18 protein-coding genes and 1 tRNA gene are annotated in these 22,172 nt (G+C 71.9%); 16 read left to right on the forward strand and 3 right to left on the reverse strand.

Features of this window, described 5'->3' with window-relative positions; genetic code table 11:
- Window positions 1-122: 122 nt before the first annotated feature.
- The 5 genes from pheS to ACTWPP_RS37760 all read left to right on the forward strand — a co-directional run bounded on the left by pheS (window position 123) and on the right by ACTWPP_RS37760 (window position 6,710).
- Window positions 123-1,232 (forward strand): phenylalanine--tRNA ligase subunit alpha, encoded by a 1,110-nt coding sequence (gene pheS / locus ACTWPP_RS37740; RefSeq protein WP_443109229.1) that lies wholly within the window; start codon window positions 123-125, stop codon window positions 1,230-1,232.
- Window positions 1,232-3,709 (forward strand): phenylalanine--tRNA ligase subunit beta, encoded by a 2,478-nt coding sequence (gene pheT, locus ACTWPP_RS37745; protein WP_443109230.1) that lies wholly within the window; start codon window positions 1,232-1,234, stop codon window positions 3,707-3,709. The genes pheS and pheT overlap by 1 nt, the downstream gene beginning before the upstream one ends.
- Window positions 3,710-3,975: 266 nt before the next feature.
- A complete protein-coding gene (locus tag ACTWPP_RS37750) occupies window positions 3,976-5,592 on the forward strand; it encodes an ABC-F family ATP-binding cassette domain-containing protein (protein WP_443109231.1) in 1,617 nt (538 codons plus the stop codon).
- 41 nt (window positions 5,593-5,633) lie between these two features.
- Window positions 5,634-6,395 carry a DUF7873 family protein gene (locus ACTWPP_RS37755; RefSeq protein ID WP_443109232.1) on the forward strand — a complete coding sequence of 254 codons (762 nt, stop codon included), beginning with the start codon at window positions 5,634-5,636 and terminating at the stop codon, window positions 6,393-6,395.
- Window positions 6,396-6,571: 176 nt separating this feature from the next.
- Window positions 6,572-6,710, forward strand: a tRNA-OTHER gene (locus ACTWPP_RS37760).
- A gap of 132 nt (window positions 6,711-6,842) precedes the next feature.
- On the opposite strand, the gene ACTWPP_RS37765 is transcribed toward ACTWPP_RS37760, so the two are convergent.
- From ACTWPP_RS37765 to ACTWPP_RS37775, 3 genes are read right to left on the reverse strand one after another with little or no spacing between them, the layout of a single operon-like run.
- The gene (locus ACTWPP_RS37765; protein WP_443109233.1) at window positions 6,843-7,703 is read right to left on the reverse strand and encodes an ABC transporter permease; all 861 of its coding nucleotides are present in this window, start codon (window positions 7,701-7,703) and stop codon (window positions 6,843-6,845) included.
- Window positions 7,700-8,668 carry an ATP-binding cassette domain-containing protein gene (locus ACTWPP_RS37770; protein WP_443109234.1) on the reverse strand — a complete coding sequence of 323 codons (969 nt, stop codon included), beginning with the start codon at window positions 8,666-8,668 and terminating at the stop codon, window positions 7,700-7,702. Before ACTWPP_RS37770 ends, ACTWPP_RS37765 begins: the two co-directional genes overlap by 4 nt.
- Window positions 8,665-9,162, reverse strand: coding sequence for a MarR family winged helix-turn-helix transcriptional regulator (locus ACTWPP_RS37775; RefSeq protein ID WP_443109235.1), 498 nt, complete (start codon window positions 9,160-9,162; stop codon window positions 8,665-8,667). Before ACTWPP_RS37775 ends, ACTWPP_RS37770 begins: the two co-directional genes overlap by 4 nt.
- 180 nt (window positions 9,163-9,342) lie before the next feature.
- On the opposite strand from ACTWPP_RS37775, the gene ACTWPP_RS37780 reads away from it, so the two are divergent.
- From ACTWPP_RS37780 to tyrS, 11 genes are all read left to right on the forward strand, one after another.
- Window positions 9,343-10,254, forward strand: coding sequence for a lytic murein transglycosylase (locus ACTWPP_RS37780; protein ID WP_443109236.1), 912 nt, complete (start codon window positions 9,343-9,345; stop codon window positions 10,252-10,254).
- Between the two features lie 207 nt (window positions 10,255-10,461).
- On the forward strand, window positions 10,462-11,490 hold the full coding sequence (gene argC, locus ACTWPP_RS37785; protein WP_443109237.1) for an N-acetyl-gamma-glutamyl-phosphate reductase: 1,029 nt from the start codon (window positions 10,462-10,464) through the stop codon (window positions 11,488-11,490).
- A complete protein-coding gene (argJ, locus tag ACTWPP_RS37790; protein WP_443109238.1) occupies window positions 11,487-12,644 on the forward strand; it encodes a bifunctional glutamate N-acetyltransferase/amino-acid acetyltransferase ArgJ in 1,158 nt (385 codons plus the stop codon). The genes argC and argJ overlap by 4 nt, the downstream gene beginning before the upstream one ends.
- 23 nt (window positions 12,645-12,667) lie before the next feature.
- Window positions 12,668-13,612 (forward strand): acetylglutamate kinase, encoded by a 945-nt coding sequence (gene argB, locus ACTWPP_RS37795; protein ID WP_443109249.1) that lies wholly within the window; start codon window positions 12,668-12,670, stop codon window positions 13,610-13,612.
- Window positions 13,609-14,808, forward strand: coding sequence for an acetylornithine transaminase (locus ACTWPP_RS37800; protein WP_443109239.1), 1,200 nt, complete (start codon window positions 13,609-13,611; stop codon window positions 14,806-14,808). The genes argB and ACTWPP_RS37800 overlap by 4 nt, the downstream gene beginning before the upstream one ends.
- A 2-nt stretch (window positions 14,809-14,810) precedes the next feature.
- Window positions 14,811-15,728: an ornithine carbamoyltransferase gene (argF, locus tag ACTWPP_RS37805; RefSeq protein ID WP_443109240.1), complete on the forward strand. Its 918-nt coding sequence runs from the start codon at window positions 14,811-14,813 to the stop codon at window positions 15,726-15,728.
- A gap of 11 nt (window positions 15,729-15,739) precedes the next feature.
- Complete coding sequence (locus ACTWPP_RS37810; protein ID WP_443109250.1) at window positions 15,740-16,243, forward strand: arginine repressor; 504 nt, start codon at window positions 15,740-15,742, stop codon at window positions 16,241-16,243.
- 71 nt (window positions 16,244-16,314) lie between these two features.
- Window positions 16,315-17,514 carry an argininosuccinate synthase gene (locus tag ACTWPP_RS37815; RefSeq protein ID WP_443109241.1) on the forward strand — a complete coding sequence of 400 codons (1,200 nt, stop codon included), beginning with the start codon at window positions 16,315-16,317 and terminating at the stop codon, window positions 17,512-17,514.
- A 375-nt stretch (window positions 17,515-17,889) separates the two neighbouring features.
- Complete coding sequence (gene argH / locus ACTWPP_RS37820; RefSeq protein WP_443109242.1) at window positions 17,890-19,308, forward strand: argininosuccinate lyase; 1,419 nt, start codon at window positions 17,890-17,892, stop codon at window positions 19,306-19,308.
- A 72-nt stretch (window positions 19,309-19,380) separates the two neighbouring features.
- The gene (locus ACTWPP_RS37825) at window positions 19,381-20,016 is read left to right on the forward strand and encodes a DNA-3-methyladenine glycosylase (protein ID WP_443109243.1); all 636 of its coding nucleotides are present in this window, start codon (window positions 19,381-19,383) and stop codon (window positions 20,014-20,016) included.
- Between the two features lie 390 nt (window positions 20,017-20,406).
- On the forward strand, window positions 20,407-21,684 hold the full coding sequence (gene tyrS / locus ACTWPP_RS37830; protein WP_443109244.1) for a tyrosine--tRNA ligase: 1,278 nt from the start codon (window positions 20,407-20,409) through the stop codon (window positions 21,682-21,684).
- The last annotated feature ends 488 nt before the right edge of the window (window positions 21,685-22,172 follow it).

A 22,172-nucleotide genomic window follows, 5' to 3' on the forward strand; every position in this document is an offset into this window, starting at 1 on the left:
GGCACGGCCGCCGTCACCGGGCCCCGACAGGGCCAGCGCGTCATGCGCACGCTTTCCGGATCCTCATCGCCCGCGCACTAGACTGCGGGCGTCCCACGCCGACCGGAGTCGATCACACCACCATGTCTGCACCCAATAAGTCCTATGACCCTGTCGAGGTGTCCTCGTTGCAGCCGGAAGAGCTGGACCGGGCCCGTGACGAGGCGCTGGCGGCCATCGCCGCGGCCGCCGACCTCGACGCGCTGAAGCAGGTCCGCCTGGCGCACGCCGGGGACCGTTCCCCGCTGGCCCTCGCCAACCGTGAGATCGGCGCGCTGCCGCCCGCCGCCCGCGCCGACGCCGGCAAGCGCATCGGCGCCGCGCGCGGAGCGGTGTCCACGGCGCTGAAGGAGCGCCGGGCCGAACTGGAGGAGGAACGCGACCAGCGCGTCCTCGTCGAGGAGACCGTTGACGTCACGCTGCCGTGGGACCGTGCCCCCCGCGGCGCCCGGCATCCGCTGACCACCCTGCAGGAGCGGATGGCCGACGTCTTCGTCTCGATGGGCTTCGAGGTCGCCGATGGGCCCGAGGTCGAGGCGGAGTGGTTCAACTTCGACGCGCTCAACTTCAAGCCCGACCACCCGGCCCGCACCATGCAGGACACGTTCTTCGTCGGGTCGGAGGAGACCGGGCTGGTGCTGCGGACGCACACCTCGCCGGTGCAGATCCGGGCGCTGCTGTCGCGTGAGCTGCCGGTGTACGTGGTGGTGCCGGGCCGCACGTTCCGCACCGACGAGCTGGACGCCACGCACAGCCCCGTCTTCCACCAGCTCGAGGGCCTCGCCGTCGACGAGGGCCTGACCATGGCCGACCTGCGCGGCGGCATCGACGCCTTCGTCACCGGGATGTTCGGCGCGGGGCTGAAGACCCGGTTCCGGCCGTCGTACTTCCCGTTCACCGAGCCGTCGGCCGAGGTCGACATGCAGTGTTTCGTGTGCCGGGGCGCGTCCGCCGAGCCGGGCGCCGGCGCGTGCCGCACCTGCAGTTCCGAGGGCTGGATCGAGCTGGGCGGCTGCGGCATGGTCAACCCGCGGGTGCTGGTGGCCTGCGGCATCGACCCGGACCGCTACAGCGGCTGGGCGTTCGGGCTGGGCGTCGAGCGGACGCTGATGTTCCGGCACGGCGTGGAGGACATGTACGACATGGTGGAGGGCGACGTCAGGTTCACCCTCCCGTTCGGGACGGAGATCTGATGCGGGCCCCGCTTTCCTGGCTGCGCGAGTACGTCGAGCTCCCGGCCGGCGTCACGGGCCGCGAGCTGGCCGCGGAGCTGATCGCCGCGGGCCTGGAGGTCGAGACCGTCGAGCCGGCCGGCGCCGACATCACCGGCCCCCTCATCGTCGGCGAGGTCCTGGAGGTCGAGGAGCTGACCGGCTTCAAGAAGCCGATCCGCTTCTGCCGGGTGGACGTCGGCGAGGCCAACGGCACCGGCGAGCCGCAGAACATCGTGTGCGGCGCCACCAACTTCGCGGCCGGCGACCGGGTCGTGGTCATCCTCCCCGGCGGCGTGCTGCCCGGCGGGTTCGAGATCGGGGCCCGCAGGACCTACGGCAGGGTGTCCGAGGGCATGATCTGCTCGGTCAGCGAACTCGGCATCGGCGACGACCACGCCGGCATTCTCGTCCTGCCGCCGGACACGCCCGTCGGCGCCGACGCGATCGGGCTGCTCGGGCTGCGCGACGACGTCCTGGACATCGCCGTCACCCCCGACCGCGGGTACGCGCTGTCGATCCGCGGCATCGCCCGCGAGGCCGCCACCGCCTACGGCGTCCCGTTCAAGGACCCCGCCGGCGTGGACCTGCCCCCCGGCAACGGTGAGGCGTACCCGGCGAGCATCGCCGACGCCACCGCGTGCGACCGGTTCGTGCTGCGGGAGGTGCGCGGCTTCGACCCGGACGCGCAGACCCCGTTGTGGATGCGGGTCCGCCTGCACCGCGCCGGGATGCGCCCGGTGTCGCTGGCCGTGGACGTCACCAACTACCTGATGCTGGAACTCGGTCAGCCGCTGCACGCCTTCGACCGGGGCGCGCTCACCGGCCCGATCGTGGTGCGGCGCGCCGCGCCCGGCGAGAAGCTGGAGACGCTCGACCACGTCAAGCGGACCCTGGACCCCGAGGACATCCTCATCACCGACGAGTCGGGGCCGATCTCGATGGCCGGCACGATGGGCGGGCTCGCCACCGAGATCGGCGAGCGGTCGTCCGACATGGTCATCGAGGCCGCGCATTTCGACGACATCGGCACCGCCCGGATGAGCCGCCGGCACCGGCTGCACAGCGAGGCGTCCTACCGGTTCGAGCGCGGCGTCGACCGCGAGCTTCCGCTGTACGCCTCCTACCGCGCGGCCCGGATGCTGGCCGAGCTGGGCGGCGCGGAGATCGTCCCGGGCGTCACGCACGCCGAGGCGCCGGTCGAGCCGGTCACCGTCACGATGGCCGCCGGCCACCCCGACCGGGTCGCGGGCGTGACCTACGGGCGCGACGCGGTGGTCCGGCGGCTGGAGCAGGTCGGCTGCACCGTCGAAGGGGGCGAGACGCTCACGGTGACGCCGCCGTCCTGGCGTCCCGACCTCACCGACCCGAACGACCTCGCCGAAGAGGTCATCCGGCTGGAGGGGTACGAGGACATCCCGGCCCGGGCGCCGCGCCCGGTCGCGGGGAAGGGCCTGACCGTCCAGCAGCGGCTGCGCCGCCGGGTGGGCCGCGCGCTCGCGGGCGCCGGCTACGTCGAGGCGCTGACGTTCCCGTTCGTCGCGGAGAAGGATCTGGACGGCCTCCAGCTCCCCGCCGACGACGCCCGCCGCCGTGCGCTGCGGCTCGCGAACCCGATGTCGGAGCAGGAGCCGCTGCTGCGCACCACGCTGCTGCCGGGCATGCTCAAGGCGCTGGCGCTCAACGTGGGACGCGGCTTCGGCGACGCCGGTCTGTTCGAGCTGGGCGTGGTGTTCCGGCCGAACCCGGACGCGCCCGGCCGGGCGCCGCGCCTCGCGGTGGACCGCGGCCCGACGGCCGGCGAGCTGGCGGGTCTCGAGGCGGCGCTGCCCGACCAGCCGCACCGGGTGGCCGTCGTCCTGTCCGGCGACCGCGAGCCCTCCGGCTGGTGGGGTGAGGGCCGCCCGGCGCTGTGGGCGGACGCGATCGAGGCGGCCCGCACGGTGGCCCGCGAGGTCGGCGTCGAGCTGACGGCCGCGGCCGACCGGCACGCGCCGTGGCATCCGGGCCGCTGCGCCGCGCTCTACGCGGGCGGCACGCTCGTCGGGCACGCGGGTGAGCTGCACCCGCGGGTCACCAAGGCGTACGGGCTGCCGGCGCGCTCGTGCGCGATGGAGCTGGAGCTTCGCCGCCTGGGCGACCCGGTGGCCGTCCGCGCGCCGCACGTGTCGAGCTACCCGGTCGCCACCCAGGACGTCGCGCTGACCGTCGACTCCGCCGTGCCCGCCGCCGAGGTGGAGGCGGCGCTGCGCGACGGCGCCGGCGACCTGCTGGAGGCGATCCGGCTGTTCGACGTCTACACCGGCGAGCAGGTGGGCGAGGGCCGCAAGTCCCTGGCCTACTCACTGCGGTTCCGCGCCTCGGACCGTACGCTCACCGCGGAGGAGGCGTCGCAGGCCCGCGCCGCCGCCGTGGCGTCCGCGTCCGACCGCACCGGCGCCGTCCTGCGCGGCGCCTGACGAAGGTGGAACCCGCCCCCCTCTTAACGCTACTTGTGTTGTGATAACCGATGCGGTAGTCTTGACGGCGTCACATCGCCGCCCGGCAGGGGAGCCCGTTGAGGATCTGAGGTCCGACACCGCGCAGTGGCCGTTCACCGGCCCGCGCACGTGACCTCAGTGTGGGCTCTCGTCCCGCCGGGCTTTCTCATGCCGTCGGCGCGTCGCGCGTTTCCGCGGTGTCTCCATGTGTTCCGCACCTGCTCATCACCATGGAGGCCACCCTTATGTCTTCTGCCATCGTGTGCTCGGACCTGTCCTTCGCGTGGGCCGACGGCACCGTCGTCCTGGACGGCCTGGACGCCGCGTTCGGGACCCGCCGGACCGGCCTGATCGGCGTGAACGGCTCCGGCAAGTCCACCCTGCTGAAGATCATCGCCGGGGAGCTGAGTCCCGGGTCGGGGACCGTCGGCGTCGAGGGGGAGATCGGCTACCTGCCGCAGACCCTCGTCCTCGACGGCGCGGCCACGGTCTCGGACCTGCTCGGCATCAGCGGGATCCGCGCCGCGCTGCACGCCATCGAGCGAGGCGAGGCCACCGAGGGGAACTTCACCGCCGTGGGCGACGGCTGGGACGTCGAGGAACGCGCCCGCGCCGAACTGGACCGGCTCGGCCTCGACCACCTCGGCCTGGACCGCGCCGTCCCGACGCTGTCGGGCGGTGAGGCCGTGATGGTCGGGCTCGCGGCGCGGTTCCTCGCCCGGCCCGACGTCCTGCTGCTGGACGAGCCGACCAACAACCTCGACCTGGACGCGCGGCACCGCCTGTACGACGCGGTGGAGTCCTGGACGGGCGTGCTGGTCGTCGTCAGCCACGACCGGGAACTGCTCGACCGCGTCGACGAGATCGCCGACCTGCGCGACGGCGCGCTGCGCTCGTTCGGCGGCAACCTGTCCGCCTACGAGGAACTGCTCGCCGTGGAGAGGGAGGCGGCGGAGCGGGCGGTCCGGGCCGCCGAGACCGACCTGCGGCGCCAGAAACGCGACCTGGAGGAGGCGCACGTCAAACTGGCCCGCCGCAAGCGCTACGGCGACAAGATGAACGAGCAGAAGCGCGAACCGAAGATCGTGATGGGGGCGCGCAAACGGCAGGCGCAGGAGTCGGCGGGCAAGCACCGCATCATGCACGAGGAGCGGCTCGCCGGCGCCCGCACCCGGCTCACCGAGGCGGAGGAGGCGGTACGCGACGACGCCGGGATCCGGATCAGGCTGCCCGCCACGCGCGTCCCGGCCGGGCGGACGGTCGCGACGGTCACCGGCCTCGCCGCGCCCGAACCGGAGCCCGGCACCCTCACGGAACTGATCGTCCGGGGACCGGAGCGGATCGCGCTGGTCGGCCCGAACGGCTCGGGCAAGACCACCCTGCTGCGGGCGCTCACCGGCGACCGCGTCCCGGACGGGGTGACCGTCAAGGTCGGTGTGAACGGCGTCCGGTACCTGCCGCAGCGCCTCGACGTCCTCGACGAGGACCTGAGCGTGCTCGACAACGTCCGGGCGGCCGCGTCGTCGGCCCCGGTGAACGACATCAGGGCCGGGCTGGCGCGGTTCCTGTTCCGCGGCGCGCGGGCGGAGCGGCGGGCCGGGACGCTGTCGGGCGGCGAGCGGTTCCGCGCCGTACTGGCGTCGCTGCTGCTCGCCGAGCCGGCCCCGCAGCTCCTGATGCTGGACGAGCCGACGAACAACCTCGACATGGCCAGCGCCGCGCAACTCGCGCAGGCCCTCTCCGCCTACGAGGGCGCGCTGATCGTGGTCAGCCACGACATGCCCTTCCTGCGCACCCTCGGCATCACCCGCCGCCTGCGCATGGACCGGACGACGGGGCTGACCGAGACCGAGCCGACATAGGGAAAATGCGGTGATATCGCGATCAGTTGGCTGTTACCGTCATGCTCGCATCGAGGGGAGTGAACGGGGTGCCGACCAAGCTCAATCAGATCATCGCGGTCGAGAAGGGCGTGAAGAGCAAGTCCTTCCAGGACCTGACCGCCGCGCATCATTCGGTTCAGAAGGCTCCGCTGCTGTCGGGCATCTCGCGGAGCTACCAGCCGAAGGACGAGGAAGGAGAGCAGCTGCCGGCGGAGTCCACCCGGGTCCAGGTCAAGGTCGACGACGTCCTGCGGGACGTGACGGGCTCGCTGACGCGGCTGTTCGACGTCACCGCCACCAAGGACTGGGCGAACTGCACGGCCCGCGCCGACGTGACGGTGGACGGCACGACGCTCCTGCGGGACGTGCCGGTCTCCTACCTGCTCTTCCTGGAGAAGCAGCTCAAGGACCTGCACACCTTCGTCAAGAAGCTGCCGGTGCTGGACGCCGCCGAGACGTGGTCGTTCGACCCGTCCACCGACGTGTGGAGGACCGAGGCCGTCCGCACCGTGAAGACCAAGAAGGTCCCGCGCAACCACGTGAAGGCGGAGGCGACCGAGAAGCACCCCGCCCAGGTGGAGGTGTACTACGAGGACATCGCCGTCGGCACGTGGACGACGGTGAAGTTCTCCGGCGCCCTACCGGCCAGGCGGGTCAACGAACTGCTCGGCCGCGTGGAGAGGCTGCAGGACGCGGTCAAGTTCGCCCGTGAGGAGGCCAACGGGACCGAGGTCGCCGACCAGCGTGTCGGTGACGCCGTCTTCGGCTACCTGTTCGCCTGACCCGGCCGCGAGGCATGCCGCCGGCGCACAGGCCGGCGGCGCACAGGCCGACAACTCAATAGGATCCCCCCGCCGTGGCGCGGGGGGTGCGCGAGGAGCGCAAGCTGAAGCTGAAGCCGAAGCTGATCAGGGTGAGCACCAGTGCGGGTTCGAATCCCGCCCCCGGCACCCGTGCCGGGGTGGCCCAACCGGTAGAGGCGGCCATCCGCTCAATCTCAGACTCTCGCTCCAGACTCAGCATTCACCGCCGATCGCCGGATCGCGCGGACGTGGACGACCACCGTTGAGATGCCGGTTCGAGTCCGGCTCGCTCCGCTCGTGGGGCGATGGCGTAACGGCAACGCGCGACGGTCTCAGACTGATCCGCGTCCATCCATGTGCCGGCGTGCGAATTGGGCGGTAACCACAGGGGCCCGGGGGCGGCAAGACCCCCGGGCCCCGCTCGTTCTAGGTCAGGACGCGTTTGGTGAAGGTGCGGGTCGCGGCCCACGTCAGCAGGATCGTCCCGCCGATGATGGCCAGCAGGAACGCCCACACCGGCATGTGCGGCACGTCCGGCGTCAGCACGCTGCGCAGGCCCTCGCTGACGTACACCAGCGGGTTGAACAGGCTGAGGATCTGCAGCCAGCGGATGTCCTCCAGCGCCGACCACGGGTAGTAGACGCAGCCGAGCATGGTCATCGGCAGCAGCACCATCGCGAACAGCACCTGGACCTTCTGCGGGTTCATCAGCGTGCCCAGCAGCAGGCCGCCCGACGCCGACAGCAGCGACCCGGCCACCATGACCAGGATCAGCACGGGCCAGTTGCCCACCTGCACGCTGGGCCCCTCGCCCTCGGCGTGGATGAACAGCACCGCCGGGAACACCAGCAGGCCGCCGATCAGCCCCTGCGCCGCCGCCGCGATGATCTTCTGGGCGGCCAGCAGCGGGATGGGCATCGGGGCCAGCGCCCGGTCGGTGATCGACTTCTGCCAGGTCAGCTCCATCATCAGCGGGAAGATCACCGCCATCATGGCCTGCATGATGATGGACGACCCGACGAGGCCCGGCAGCAGGATGGTGGCGAACGTCGGCCCGCCGGAGCCGCCGACCATCGCGCCGCCGCCGAGCTTGGGCAGGACGTAGGCGAACACGAAGACGAACATGACCGGCTGCACCAGCACCCGCACGAACGTCGACAGGAAGTTCTTGCGCATGACCCGCGCCTCGCGCGCCATCATCGCGGCGAACGTGCGGGGGATCGTCGCCCGCGCCGGGGGCGGCGGCGCGATCACGGCGGGGGCGGCCGGAACGGCGGGCGCGCTCATTCCCTGTACTCCCTTCCAGTGAGCGTGAGGAAGACGGTCTCCAGGCTGGGGCGGAGCTGGGTGGCGTCGGTGACGCCGGCGCCGGCGCCGGAGCCGATCGTGACGAGCTCGCCGAGCAGCCCGCCGGGTTCGGCGGCGAACACGCGCACCTGGCCGTCGTGGACCTCGACCCTGCTGATGCCGTCGCGGTCGGCGAGCGCCTTGATCTCACGCGGCACCGCGGCGTCGTAGGTCACGGTGATGACCGTGTCGGCGCCCGCGCCGGCCTTCAGCTGGTCCACCGTCCCCCCGGCGAGGATCCTGCCGTGGTCGACGACCGCGACCCGGTCGCAGAGGGCCTCGGCCTCCTCCATGTAGTGGGTGGTCAGAACGATGGTCTGCCCGGCCGCCTGCAGGCCGCGCAGCACCTCCCACAGGTTCGTGCGGGTCTGCGGGTCGAGACCGGCGGTCGGCTCGTCCAGGAACAGCACCTCGGGACCGTGCATGAGGGCCCGGCAGATCATGACGCGCTTCGCCTGCCCGCCCGAGATCTCGAACGGGTTCCCGGCGCGCTGCTCGGTCAGCCCGAACAGCTCCAGCAGATCGGTGGCGCGGGTGCGGGCGTCGCGGGCGCTCAGCCCGAAGTACCGGCCCCGGAACTCCAGGTTCTCGGCGACGGTCAGGTCGTTGTCGAGGGTGTTGTTCTGCGACACGACGCCGATGCGGCGCTTGATCTCCACGGCGTCCTTCGTCACGTCCAGGCCGCAGACGTGCGCACTGCCGCCGGTCGGGACGACGAGGGTGGTGAGCATGCCGATGGTGGTCGACTTGCCCGCGCCGTTCGGGCCGAGCAGCCCGAAGAACTCGCCGCGCGGGACGTCCAGGTCGATGCCCTGGACGGCGGGCACCTCGGGACGCGGCCCGGACGCGGGATAGGTCTTCTTCAGGTCGACCGTGCGAACGGCGGCTTCCGGGGGCTCGGTCATGCGCTGTCTCCCTCCGCTTCCTTGTCGTGGGGGTGGGTCTCGAACTGCTTGATCAGATTGAGCAGGAACCTGCGGACGGCCGCCTCGTCGCCCTCGTCCACGACGTCGTAGAGCCGTGCCAGGTCCTGGCCGATGGGCTCGGACTTCTCGGCGAGCAACCGCCGGCCGGAATCGGTGATGCGCAGCATCACGCCGCGCCGGTCGCGGTACGACCGCTCGCGCCGCACGTGTCCGTTGCGTTCCAGGGTGTCGACGACCGAGGTGACCGTCGCCGGGGTGACGAGGAGCCGCTTGGCGACCTCGCCGGGACGCAGCCCGTCCTCGACGATGAGCAGGCGCAGCAGGAAGAACCCGGTCGGGCTGATGCCGTGCCTCTCGATGATCCGCCACACGACGGGGCCGGACAGCCGCGAGGCCAGGCCGAACAGCCGGCCGATCGGCCACTCCTCCATGGACGGGTACGTCTTCAGGTCGCCGAAGCCCAGGTTCTCCATGGAGAGGATGTTAGGCGGCTAATTATTAGGGAGCAAATCTTTAGGCGGCTAAGAATCTTGTCGTCCATGCCGTCAATGTAAGTTGACATGTGCTTGCTGTCAACAAGTGTTGACGGCTCTCCTTGGGCCCGATGGTTGACCCCCGTCCTCGGGATGGGCATCGTCGCCTGAGTGATCTGGATGTCGAAACGGCGATCCGGTGCCCTGGCCGTGGCGGCGGTCCTGGCGGTAGCCGGATGCGGCGGCGGAGGGGACGGCGGGCGCGAACAGGCGCCTCCGCCGCGAGGCGCCTCACCGTCGGCGTCACCGTCGGCCTCGCCTCTTCCGGAGCCCAACGGCAGGCTCGCGAAGGACCCCCGGGGGCTGGCCGAGGACCTGAACCGGACACACCGGGCCATCGGCCCCGCCGTGGACGAGTGGGTGCGCAGCGACCCCCGCCGTACCCGGCCGCCCGCCGCGGTCGTCCACCTGGCCCTGCGGCAGCAGCGGCTCTACCGGGCGCTGGCCGAGGACCCCGGGCTCGAACGGCGCACGCTGGCCCGGCTGCCGGGGGCGGTCGCCGACCAGACGCGCGACAACGTGACGGCCGTCGGCAAGCTGCTGGAACTGGCCGAGCCGGCGGACGACCTCGGCGAGTTCCGCACCCGGGAACCGCCGCCCGCCGGTGTGCTGCTGGAGCACTTCAAGGACGCCGCGAAGCGGTTCGGCGTCGACTGGCGGGTGCTGGCCGCGATCATGCTGGTGGAGACGAAGTACGGGCGGATCAAGTCGCCGAGCTGGGCGGGGGCGAAGGGACCCATGCAGTTCCTGCCCGCCACCTGGCGGCAGTACGGCATGGGCGGCGACATCCACGACCCGCGCGACGCGGTGATGGGGGCCGCCAACTACCTGAAGGCCTCCGGAGCGCCGGGCGATTACCGGCGGGCCCTGCACGCCTACAACCCGACCCCGCTCTATGTCGAAGCGGTGCTACGGCATGTACGGCAGATGAGGAAGAACCCGCGCGCCTACTACGCCTACTACAACTGGCAGGTCTTCGTCGTGACCACCCGCGGCGACGTCCGCCTGACCGGCCCCGGCGCCCGCCGCTGAAGCCCGCCGTCCGGTGCGTTTTCCCGGTCTGCGGGCGGCGATCACGTAACCGGTGGTCGCCCGGAACCGACGGAAGCCGCGCCTGCTCGAAACGCGCTCTCGATGTGGCGCTCGTCTCAACGGGCGGGACGAAGTGCTCCCGGAGTTGAATAGGCATCCAGCATTATGCATACTCTTGCTTGTTGCTTCCGAAGGGCAGAGTGGGACATGGGAATCCGGACGGCGGTCGCCGGCGCCAGCGGTTACGCGGGCGGCGAGCTGCTGCGCATCCTGGCGGGACATCCAGAATTCGAGATCGGCGCGCTGACGGCGGGCTCCAGCGCGGGCACCGAGCTGGGCGCGCACCAGCCCCACCTGCGATCCCTGGCCGGGCGCGTCCTGGCCGAGACCACCTCCGGCACGCTCGCCGGCCACGACGTCGTGTTCCTCGCGCTGCCGCACGGCAGGTCCGCGGAGATCGCCGAACAGCTGGGGGAGGACGTCCTGGTCATCGACTGCGGCGCCGACCACCGGCTCACCGACCCGGCCCACTGGGAGAAGTTCTACGGGACGCCCCACGCGGGCACCTGGCCCTACGGGCTCCCCGAACTGCCCGGGCAGCGGGACGCGCTGCGCGCCGCCAGGCGCGTCGCGGTCCCCGGCTGCTACCCGACGGCGGTCACCCTCGCGCTGTTCCCGGCGTTCGCCGCCGGGCTCGCCGAACCCGACGTCGTCGTGGTCGCCGCGTCCGGCGCCTCGGGCGCCGGGCGGGCCCTCAAGCCGCATCTGCTGGGCAGCGAGGTCATGGGCTCGGTCTCCGCGTACGCCGCCGGCGGCACGCATAGGCATACACCCGAGATGATCCAGAACCTGAGCGCGGTCGCGGGGGAGCCGGTCACGGTGTCCTTCACCCCGACGCTCGCGCCGATGAGCCGCGGCATCCTCGCCACCTGCACGGCCAAGGCGCGCCCGGGCGTGATCGCCGACGCGGTGCGCGCCGCCTACGGCGAGGCGTACGCCGGCGAACCGTTCCTCGGGCTGCTGCCAGAGGGGCAGTGGCCCGCCACGTCCATGACCCTCGGCGCGAACACCGTGCTCGTCCAGGTCGCCATGGACGAGGCGGCCGGGCGCCTCGTCGTGGTCGCCGCCGTCGACAACCTCGCCAAGGGCACCGCGGGCGGCGCGGTCCAGAGCGCCAACATCGCCCTCGGCCTCCCGGAAGAACTCGGGCTCACCACGATCGGAGTGTCCCCTTGAGCGTCACCGCCCCCCGGGGCTTCCGCGCCGCCGGCGTCGTCGCCGGGCTCAAGGACAGCGGAAACCGCGACCTGGCCCTCGTCGTCAACGACGGGCCGTCCCGCGCCGCGGCCGGGGTCTTCACCCGCAACCGCGTGAAGGCCGCGCCCGTCCTGTGGTCGGAGCAGGTCCTCAAGGGCGGCCGCGTCCACGCGGTCGTGCTGAACGCCGGCGGCGCCAACGCCTGCACCGGCGCCCCCGGGTTCCAGGACGCCCACGCCACGGCCGAGAAGGTCGCCGGGCTGCTGGACGACTCGGCCGGCGAGGTCGCGGTCTGCTCCACCGGCCTCATCGGCGAGCGGCTCCCGATGGACCTGCTGCTGCCCGGCGTCGGCAAGGCCGCCGCCGAACTGTCGCGCGGCGACGGCGGCCTCGCCGCCGCCGACGCGATCCGCACCACCGACACCGTCGCCAAGATCTCGTTCCGGCAGGGCGCCGGCGGCTACATGATCGGCGCGATGGCGAAGGGCGCCGGGATGCTGGCCCCGTCCCTGGCCACCATGCTCTGCGTCATCACCACCGACGCCGACCTGCCCGCCGAGGTTCTGGACCGGGCGCTGCGCGCGGCCACCGCCGTCACCCTCGACCGGCTCGACTCCGACGGCTGCATGTCCACCAACGACACCGTCCTGCTGCTGGCCTCCGGCGCCGCCGGGACCACGCCGGACGAGGAGGAGTTCACCGCGCTGCTCACCGAGGTGTGCGGCGACCTCACCCGCCAGCTGCTCGTGGACGCCGAGGGCGCGTCCAAGGCCATCGCGATCGAGGTCGTCGGCGCGGCGTCCGGCGGCGACGCGGTCGCCGTCGGACGCTCCATCGCCCGCAACAACCTGCTCAAGTGCGCCATCCATGGCGAGGACCCGAACTGGGGCCGGGTCCTGTCGGCGGTCGGCACCACCGACGCGGTGTTCGAGCCGGACCACCTCAACGTCGCGATCAACGGCGTGTGGGTGTGCCGGAACGGCTCGTCCGGCGACGACCGCGACAAGGTCGACCTGCGCCCCCGCGACGTGACGATCACCGTCGACCTCGCCGCGGGCCCGCACAGCGCGACCGTCTGGACGACCGACCTCACGGCCGACTACGTCCACGAGAACTCGGCGTACTCGACATGAGCGCGGTCATCTCCGGTGCGCAGATGCGCAAGAACCGGGCGGGCGTCCTGTCGAAGGCGGAGACGCTGATCAAGGCGCTGCCGTGGCTGGAGCGGTTCCACGGGAAGACCGTCGTGATCAAGTACGGCGGGCACGCGATGACCGACGAGGAGCTTCGGCACTCGTTCGCCGAGGACATCGTGTTCCTGCGCTACGCCGGGCTGAAGCCGGTGATCGTGCACGGCGGCGGCCCGCAGATCAACGCGGCGCTCGCCCGCAACGGCATCGACTCGACGTTCACCGCCGGGCTGCGGGTGACCACGCCGGAGGCCATGGAGGTCGTCCGGATGGTGCTGACCGGCCAGGTGCAGAGGGACGTCGTCGGGCTGATCAACCGGCACGGGCCGTTCGCGGTCGGCATGTCCGGCGAGGACGCGCACCTGTTCACCGCCGAGCGCAAGCACGCGCTGGTGGACGGCGCGCCCGTCGACATCGGCCAGGTCGGCGAGATCGTCGAGGTGCAGGTCGGGGCCGTCCGGGCGCTGCTGGACGACGGCCGGGTCCCGGTGATCTCCAGCATCGCGCGCGGCGACGACGGCGAGGTCTACAACGTCAACGCCGACACGGCCGCCGCCGCGCTGGCCGTCGCGCTGGACGCGGCGAAGCTGGTCGTGCTGACCGACGTCGAGGGCCTGTACGCCGACTGGCCCCCGGGGGCGGCGGGGCGCGGCCACGGGGGCGGAACAGCCGACGACGTGATCGACAGCCTCACCACCGACGAGCTGGCCGTCCTGCTGCCGGACCTGTCTGCGGGGATGGTGCCGAAGATGGAGGCGTGCCTGACGGCCGTGCGGGGAGGTGTCCCGCAGGCCCACGTGCTGGACGGACGCGTCCTGCACTCGCTGCTGCTGGAGATCTTCACGGACGAAGGGATCGGAACGATGGTGCTGCCCAGCCTGCCGGGCGCCCCCGCGGAGGCGGCGTCATGACCGGCGCCGATCTCAGGGAGCGGTTCGAGGCCGCGTTCATGCCGAACTACGGCGTCCCGCCGGTGGCGCTGGCGCGCGGCGAGGGCTGCCGGGTGTGGGACGCGGACGGCCGCGAGTACCTCGACCTGATCGCGGGGATCGCGGTCACCTCGCTCGGGCACGCCCACCCCGCCCTCATCGAGGCGGTGTCGTCGCAGGTCGCGACGCTCGCGCATTCGTCCAACCTGTTCCTGCACGAACCGGAGGTGCTGCTCGCCGAGCGGCTGCGGGAGCTGCTGGGCGGCGACGGCAGGGTGTTCCTCGCCAACAGCGGCACCGAGGCCAACGAGTGCGCGCTGAAACTCGCCATCAAGTACGGCAGGGCGAACGGCCGCTCGTACTTCGTCGCGGCGGAGAACGGCTTCCACGGCCGGACCTTGGGGGCGCTGTCCCTGACGGGCAAGGCGTCGATCCGGGAGCCGTTCGGCCCGTACGGGATCGACGTCCGGTTCGTCCCCTACGGTGACGCCGGCGCGCTGAAGGACGCGGTGGACGAAGACTGCGCGGCGGTCTTCCTGGAGCCCACGCAGGGCGAGGCCGGGGTCGTCCCGCCGCCGGACGGGTACTTCGCCGCCGTACGCGGGATCTGCGACGCCGCGGGCGCGCTGTTCGTCGCCGACGAGATCCAGTCCGCGATCGGCCGGACCGGCACGTGGTTCGCGTTCGAGCACGAGAACGCCGAGCCGGACGTGCTCACGCTCGCCAAGGGGCTGGGCGGGGGCCTGCCGATCGGGGCGTGCGTCGCGTTCGGCCGGCACGGCGGCCTGTTCGCGAAGGGCGACCACGGCAGCACGTTCGGCGGGAACCCGGTCGGCGCCGCCGCCGCTCTCGCCGTCCTCACCACCATCGAGAAGGACGGGCTGCTCGCCAACGCCGTCTCGGTGGGGGAGGCCCTGGCCGCCGGGCTGGAGGCGATCGACCATCCGCTGCTCGCCGGTGTGCGCGGCCGCGGGCTGTGGCGCGCCGCCGTCCTCACCGGGCCGCACGCCCCCGCCGTGGAGGCCGCCGCCCGCGACGCCGGCTTCCTGATCAACGCGCTCCAGCCGGACGCGCTGCGGATCGCCCCGCCGCTCACCCTCACCGCCGCGCAGGCGCGGTCGTTCACCGCCGCGTTCCCCTCGATCCTCGACACCGCCGCCCCCGCCAAGGAGGACTGACCATGACCCGGCACTTCCTCCGCGACGACGACCTCACCCCGGCCGAGCAGGCCGAGGTCCTCGACCTGGCCGCCCGGGTGAAGAAGGACCGGTTCGGGTTCCGGCCCCTGGAGGGCCCGAAGTCCGTCGCTGTCCTGTTCGACAAGCCGTCCACCCGGACCCGGATCTCGTTCGCCGTCGGCATCGCCGAACTGGGCGGCAGCCCCCTCGTCATGGACGCGGGAACGAGCCAGCTCGGCCGCGGCGAGACCATCGCCGACACCGCCCGCGTCCTGGAACGCCAGGTCAGCGCGATCGTGTGGCGGACGGCCGGGCAGCGGCGCATCGACGAGATGGCGGACGGCGCCACCGTCCCCGTCGTCAACGCCCTCACCGACGAGTTCCACCCCTGCCAGGTCCTCGCCGACCTGCAGACCGTCCGGGAGGCCAAGGGCGACCTCGCCGGCGCCGCCCTCGCCTACTTCGGCGACGGCGCCAACAACATGGCCCACTCCTACCTCCTCGGCGGCGCCACCGCCGGGATGCACGTCAGGATCGGCGCCCCCGCGTCCCTGCCGCCCGACCCCGCCGTCATCGCCCGCGCCACCGAGATCGCCGCAGCGACCGGCGGGTCCGTGACCGTCACCGACGACGCCCGGAAGGCCGCCGCCGGAGCCGACGTCCTCGCCACCGACACGTGGGTGTCGATGGGCCAGGACGGCAAGGACACCGCGCTCTACGAGCCGTACGCCGTGACCGAGGACCTCCTCGCCCTCGCCGCCGCCGACGCGATCGTCCTGCACTGCCTGCCCGCCTACCGCGGCAAGGAGATCGCCGCGTCCGTCCTCGACGGTCCGCGGAGCCGGGTGTGGGACGAGGCGGAGAACCGGCTGCACGCCCAGAAGGCGCTGCTCATCTGGCTGCTGGAGCGGTCCCGGTGACGACGACCCCCATGACCAAGGCCGCCCGGCACGCCCGGGTGATCGAGCTGCTGACCCGGCACCCCGTCCACTCGCAGGGCGAGCTCGCCAAGCTCCTCGCGGACGAGGGCGTCGACGTCACCCAGGCCACGCTGTCGCGCGACCTGGTCGAGATCGGCGCGGTGAAGCTGCGCGCCGACGACGGCAGCCTGATCTACGCCGTCCCCGGAGAGGGCGGCGAGCGGATCCGGCGGGCCCGCACGGGCACCGCCGAGACCTTCACCGGACGGCTCTCCCGGCTCGCCGCGGAGCTGCTCGTCTCGGCCGAGGCGTCGGCCAACCTGGTCATGGTGCGGACCCCGCCGGGGGCCGCGCAGTACCTGGCCTCGGCGATCGACCACGCCGAATGGCCGACGATCCTCGGCACCGTCGCGGGCGACGACTCCATCCTCGTCATCGCCCGCGATCCCCACGGCGGGGACGACGTCGCACAGGCGCTCCTGCGGCTGACCAACGGACGCGAACGACGAAGCTAGGGCCGCCCGGCCCGGTCCCAGCCAGCACACCGAAACTTCACTCACTCACACTTCGCACAGGAGACACGACCATGAGCGAGCGCGTCGTACTCGCGTACTCCGGGGGCCTGGACACCTCCGTCGCCATCCCGTTCCTCGCCGAGCAGACCGGCGGGGAGGTCATCGCGGTGGCCGTCGACGTCGGCCAGGGCGGCGAGGACCTCGACACCATCCGCAAGCGGGCCCTCGCCTGCGGCGCGGCCGAGGCCGTCGTCGTGGACGCCAGGGAGGAGTTCGCCGCGGACTTCTGCGTCCCGGCCATGCAGGCCAACGCCCTCTACATGGACCGCTACCCGCTGGTGTCCGCGCTGTCCCGGCCGCTGATCGTCAAGCACCTGGTGTCGGCCGCCCGCGAGTTCGGCGGCACCACCGTCTCGCACGGCTGCACCGGCAAGGGCAACGACCAGGTCCGCTTCGAGGCCGGGCTGTCCGCACTCAACCCCGACCTGAAGGTCATCGCGCCCGCCCGCGACTTCGCCTGGACGCGGGACAAGGCGATCGCGTTCGCCGAGGACAAGGGCCTCCCGATCGACGTGTCCGCCAAGTCCCCGTACTCCATCGACCAGAACCTGTGGGGCCGCGCCGTCGAGACGGGGTTCCTGGAGGACATCTGGAACGGCCCCATCGAGGACGTCTACGACTACACCGCCGACCCCGCCGAGCCGCGCGAGGCCGACGAGGTCGTCATCGCCTTCGCCGCCGGCGTGCCCGTCGCGCTCGACGGCCGCCCGCTCACCCCGTACCAGGTCGTCGCCGAGCTGAACCGGCGCGCCGGCGCCCAGGGCGTCGGACGCATCGACATGGTCGAGGACCGGCTCGTCGGCATCAAGAGCCGCGAGGTCTACGAGGCGCCCGCCGCCATCGCGCTCATCACCGCGCACATGGAACTGGAGAACGTCACCGCCGAACGCGACCTCGCCCGCTTCAAGCGGTCCGTCGACCAGCGCTGGGGCGAGCTCGTCTACGACGGCCTGTGGTTCTCGCCGCTGAAGGACTCCCTGGACGCCTTCATCGCCGACACGCAGAAGCACGTGTCCGGCGACGTCCGGCTGACCCTGCACGGCGGCCGCGCCGTCGTCACCGGCCGGCGCAGCGACGCGTCCCTCTACAGCTACGACCTCGCCACCTACGACACCGGCGACACCTTCGACCAGAGCCTCGCCAAGGGCTTCGTCGAGCTGTGGAGCCTCCCCAGCAAGATCTCCGCAAAGCGGGACCGGGACCTGGACTGAAATACCGTGGTGGGACCGTGAATCAGGCGGTCCCACCACACGTCATCCTCAGGAAGAAGAGGATCTCTTTGGTCTGTCCCCACATCGATCGATGAGGATCCTCGCCCTCAAAGGCGAGGGTTCCCGCTTCGCCGGAGCGGCCCCGGGACGTACCAGGGTCTTACCTCTCCTCCACAGGCCTTCGGTCCTCCGGAAATCTGCTCACCCGGCGGTACCCGTTGTGTTGTGTGTTCGCGCAGCTCCGGCTATGACCGGTCAGGTGAGGTTCACTCACCGGCACTGATGCTAGCGTCGCCTGACGGACGATGCCGCGTTCATCGAAACCGTGGTTTCGTCCGGTGAACGAGGCCAGGATCTTGAAAGGAAATGGAACACGTGACCAAGGCACCGACGCGGCTGTGGGGCGGCCGGTTCGAGGGCGGCCCGTCGGACGCGCTCGCACGGCTCTCGGTGAGCGTCCAGTTCGACTGGCGGCTCGCCCCCTACGACCTGATGGGCTCGCGTGCGCACGCCCGCGTCCTCAACCGGGCGGGGCTGCTCACCGACGACGAGCTGGACCGCATGCTCGGTGCCCTCAACGACCTTGAGGAGGCGTGCCGGTCCGGGGAGTTCCGGCCCGCCGTCGCCGACGAGGACGTCCACACCGCCCTCGAACGCGGGCTGCTGGAGCGGCTCGGCGCCCTCGGCGGCAAGCTGCGCGCCGGCCGCAGCCGCAACGACCAGGTCGCCACGGACCTGCGCCTGTACCTGCGCGACCATGCCCGCCAGATCGTGTCCCGGCTGGTCGAGCTGGAGACCGCTCTGGTCGCGCAGGCCGAGCACAACCTCGGTGTCGCCGCGCCCGGCATGACGCACCTCCAGCACGCGCAGCCGGTCCTGTTCTCCCACCAGCTCCTCGCACACGTGCAGCCGCTCACCCGCGACGTCGAGCGCCTCCGCGACTGGGACAAGCGCGCCGCGATCTCCCCGCTCGGCTCCGGTGCCCTCGCCGGCTCGTCCCTGCCGCTGGACCCGCAGGCCACCGCCGCCGAACTCGGCTTCGACGCGGCCGCGCCCAACTCCATGGACGCCGTCGCCGACCGCGACTTCGTCGCCGAGTTCCTCTTCGCCGCCGCGCTGATCGGCGTCCACCTGTCGCGCCTCGGCGAGGAGATCTGCCTCTGGGCGTCGCAGGAGTTCCGCTGGATCGAGATGGACGACACCTACGCCACCGGGTCGTCGATCATGCCGCAGAAGAAGAACCCCGACGTCGCCGAGCTGGCGCGCGGCAAGGCCGGCCGCCTCATCGGCCACCTCGTCGGCCTGCTCACCACCCTCAAGGGCCTGCCGCTCACCTACAACCGCGACCTGCAGGAGGACAAGGAGGGCGCGTTCGACGCCGTCGAGACGCTGCTGCTCGTCCTGCCCGCCATGTCCGGGCTGATCGCGACCATGCGGGTCAACACCGACCGCCTGGAGGCCCTCGCACCCGACGGCTTCGCCCTCGCCACCGACCTCGCCGAACTGCTCGTCCGCCGCGGCGTGGCGTTCCGCGACGCCCACGAGGTCGTCGGCCACCTCGTCGTCTGGTGCCAGGTCAACGACAAGGACTTCGACGACCTGACCGACGAGGAACTCGGCAAGGTGTCGCCGCACCTGACCCCCGACGTCCGCGAAGTCCTCAACGTCCAGGGCGCCCTGGCGTCGCGGAAGGCGTACGGCGGCACCGCCCCCGACCGCGTCCGCGAGCAGATCGACGCGCTGCGCACCCTGGTCAACGAGCACGCCGCCTGGGCCAGCGGCTCCGACTCCTGACCCGCTCGCCGCGCGCGCAGTGATCCACGAGTCCGGTCGAAGGCGGCCGTGGGGCCGCCATAGGGTGAGGCGATGAGCGGAGCGTTGCTGCCACGGGACTTCTTCGACCGCGCGGTCGACGAGGTGGCGCCCGCACTGCTCGGGCAGGTGCTCAGGCACCGCACGCCCGAGGGCGAGGTCGCGGTCAGGCTCACCGAGGTCGAGGCGTATGCCGGGCCGCACGACCCCGCCTCCCACGCCTTCCGGGGGCGGACGGTGCGCAACGAGGTGATGTTCGGCCCTCCCGGTCACGTCTACGTCTACTTCACCTACGGCATGCACTTCTGCATGAACCTCGTGTGCGGGCCGGACGGGACGTCCATGGCGGTGCTGCTCCGCGCGGGCGAGATCATCGCGGGGGAGGAGACGGCCCGGGTCCGCCGCCCGCGATCCACCGTCCGCGACCTGGCGCGGGGCCCCGCCCGGCTCTGCCAGGCGCTCGGCATCGCCCGCGAGCAGAACGGCCTCGACGTCTGCACGCCGGGGGAGCCGCTGACCGTCCACGCCGGTGAACCCGCCGATCCCGACCTCATCAGGACGGGGCCGCGCACGGGGGTGAACGGCGCCAAGGAGGTCCCGTGGCGCTTCTGGATCGACGGCGACCCCACCGTCTCCCCCTACCGGCCCCACGTCCCGCGGCAGCGGAAGAAGGCCGGTGCGGGTGACTGAGCCGGTCGCACCGGAGCCGTGCTCCGGGAGCGTCCAGGCCACGCCGGTGCGGTCCCGGCGCGCGGCCGGGTGTGCCGCGTTCGCCGTGCTCTTGTTCATGGTCTTCGGCGGCTGACTCCGCCGGCCCGAACCGTTCGGCGAGGTGGAGCGGCGGCCGGCGTCGGTGAAGTACGCGGACGGCAGCACCCACCACGTGGGGGTGATCCGGACGCGCAGCCCGGTCCTCGACCGGCACGAGCCGTACACGGGCAGGGGTCCGGGCGTCGGATACGGCCACTTCGTTCGCGCCCGCCCACCACCTCGGCGGGCGTTGAATATCGTTGGCGTGACACACGCCCGCCCGGGCAGTCTGGTGGGCGAACGGAAAGCAAGCCGGAGACGAGGGAGACCGTGACCGACATCCTGGACGATCTCGCGTGGCGCGGCCTGATCGCGCAGTCCACCGACCTGGACGAACTGCGGGCCCTGCTCGCCGCGGGACCGGTCACGCTCTATTGCGGGTTCGACCCGACGGCGCCCTCGCTGCACCTTGGCAACCTGATCCAGATCCTCGTGCTGCGGCGGTTCCAGCGGGCGGGGCACCGGCCACTCGGACTCGTCGGCGGCGCCACCGGCCTGATCGGCGACCCGAGCGGCAAGAGCGCCGAACGCGTCCTGAACTCGGAAGAGACCGTCGCCGGCTGGGTCGAGCGGATCCGCGGACAGGTCTCGAAGTTCCTCGACTTCGATGAGGGCCCGACGGGCGCGACGATGGTCAGCAACCTCGACTGGACCGGCCCCATGACCGCCATCGAGTTCCTGCGCGACATCGGCAAGCACTTCCCCGTCAACCGGATGCTCGCCCGCGAGACCGTCAAGGCCCGCCTCGACAGCACCGGCATGAGCTACACCGAGTTCAGCTACGTCCTGCTCCAGTCGATGGACTTCCTGGAGCTGTACCGGCGGTACGGGTGCCGGCTGCAGACGGGCGGCAGCGACCAGTGGGGCAACCTCACCGCGGGCGCCGACCTGATCCGCCGCGTCGAGGGCGGCAGCGCGCACGCGCTCACCACGCCGCTGCTCACCAAGGCGGACGGCTCCAAGTTCGGCAAGACCGCGGGCGGCGAGACCTACTGGCTCGACCCCGACCTGACCTCGCCGTACGCGTTCTACCAGTTCTGGATCAACGCGGACGACCGGGACGTGGAGAACTTCCTCAAGGTCTTCAGCTTCCGCTCCCGGGAGGAGATCGAGGACCTGGTCAAGCAGGGCGCCGATCGTCCCGCCGCCCGCGCCCCGCAGCGGGCGCTCGCCGAGGAGATGACCACGCTCGTGCACGGCGCGGACGAGACGGCCCGGGTCGTGGCCGCCTCCCGCGCCCTGTTCGGTCAGGGCGCCCTTGACGAACTGGACGAGCGGACATTGCAGGCCGCGCTCGCCGAGGTGCCCCGCACGGAGATCGCTCCCGGTGAGCTGCCGACCGTGGTGGATCTCCTGGCGGCGTCCGGCCTGTGCAAGAGCAAGTCCGAGGCGCGCCGCGCGATCGCCCAGGGGGGCGCCTACCTCAACAACGCCAAGGTCGAGTCGGAGGACGCCGCACCGGCCGCCACCGACCTCCTCCACGGCCGCTTCCTCGTCCTGCGACGCGGCAAGCGCAACGTGGGCGGCGTCGAGGTGACCGCGTCCTGAGCCGTCCGATGACCGTCCACCCGGGCCGTCCGGGTGGACGGTCGCCATGGCGAGGCCAAAGTTCGGCAAATACACGTCACAGTGCGGTTACGAGGTCGCGTCCCCGGGCATGATTCGGGTCTTGAAAACGAGGGCTGAGCTGGGGTTTCGAGCCCGGTGGGATCGATTTGACGCCCCAGGCGGCCGGATCTAATGTTCTACACGCCCCACAGGGGAGCGGGACGCCGACAGGCGGCCGGACCTGCGGGGAACCCTCTACGAATCCATCGGGTGGAGATCCGTCTCGCCCGAAAAGGGACGTATTGGGCCGAATCGCCCCAGAGTTGGATGAACGGGACGGATCGGGTAGACTTGAGTGGTTGCCCCGGAGCCGGGGCCTGCGGGAGCGGGGTTCGGCGCGGTGGGTGTCCGTTTCTTGAGAACTCAACAGCGTGTTAAAAGCCAGTGCCTTTATCGGCTCGGCCGGTTCTTTTGTCGGTCGGGTCGCC

The sequence above is a fragment of the Actinomadura sp. 3N407 genome (genome assembly GCF_052245875.1).
Lineage (GTDB): Bacteria > Actinomycetota > Actinomycetes > Streptosporangiales > Streptosporangiaceae > Spirillospora.

What these genes read in the sequence shown, in the direction of transcription:
- ACTWPP_RS37775 (WP_443109235.1), bottom strand. Translation starts at nt 9,162, where the DNA reads ATGGAGAACCTGGGCTTCGGCGACCTGAAGACGTACCCGTCCATGGAG.
- pheS (WP_443109229.1), top strand. Translation starts at nt 123, where the DNA reads ATGTCTGCACCCAATAAGTCCTATGACCCTGTCGAGGTGTCCTCGTTG.
- ACTWPP_RS37815 (WP_443109241.1), top strand. Translation starts at nt 16,315, where the DNA reads ATGAGCGAGCGCGTCGTACTCGCGTACTCCGGGGGCCTGGACACCTCC.
- ACTWPP_RS37770 (WP_443109234.1), bottom strand. Translation starts at nt 8,668, where the DNA reads ATGACCGAGCCCCCGGAAGCCGCCGTTCGCACGGTCGACCTGAAGAAG.
- ACTWPP_RS37750 (WP_443109231.1), top strand. Translation starts at nt 3,976, where the DNA reads ATGTCTTCTGCCATCGTGTGCTCGGACCTGTCCTTCGCGTGGGCCGAC.
- argC (WP_443109237.1), top strand. Translation starts at nt 10,462, where the DNA reads ATGGGAATCCGGACGGCGGTCGCCGGCGCCAGCGGTTACGCGGGCGGC.
- ACTWPP_RS37800 (WP_443109239.1), top strand. Translation starts at nt 13,609, where the DNA reads ATGACCGGCGCCGATCTCAGGGAGCGGTTCGAGGCCGCGTTCATGCCG.
- ACTWPP_RS37810 (WP_443109250.1), top strand. Translation starts at nt 15,740, where the DNA reads ATGACCAAGGCCGCCCGGCACGCCCGGGTGATCGAGCTGCTGACCCGG.
- ACTWPP_RS37780 (WP_443109236.1), top strand. Translation starts at nt 9,343, where the DNA reads ATGTCGAAACGGCGATCCGGTGCCCTGGCCGTGGCGGCGGTCCTGGCG.
- ACTWPP_RS37755 (WP_443109232.1), top strand. Translation starts at nt 5,634, where the DNA reads ATGCTCGCATCGAGGGGAGTGAACGGGGTGCCGACCAAGCTCAATCAG.
- argF (WP_443109240.1), top strand. Translation starts at nt 14,811, where the DNA reads ATGACCCGGCACTTCCTCCGCGACGACGACCTCACCCCGGCCGAGCAG.
- argB (WP_443109249.1), top strand. Translation starts at nt 12,668, where the DNA reads ATGCGCAAGAACCGGGCGGGCGTCCTGTCGAAGGCGGAGACGCTGATC.
- ACTWPP_RS37765 (WP_443109233.1), bottom strand. Translation starts at nt 7,703, where the DNA reads ATGAGCGCGCCCGCCGTTCCGGCCGCCCCCGCCGTGATCGCGCCGCCG.
- pheT (WP_443109230.1), top strand. Translation starts at nt 1,232, where the DNA reads ATGCGGGCCCCGCTTTCCTGGCTGCGCGAGTACGTCGAGCTCCCGGCC.
- ACTWPP_RS37825 (WP_443109243.1), top strand. Translation starts at nt 19,381, where the DNA reads ATGAGCGGAGCGTTGCTGCCACGGGACTTCTTCGACCGCGCGGTCGAC.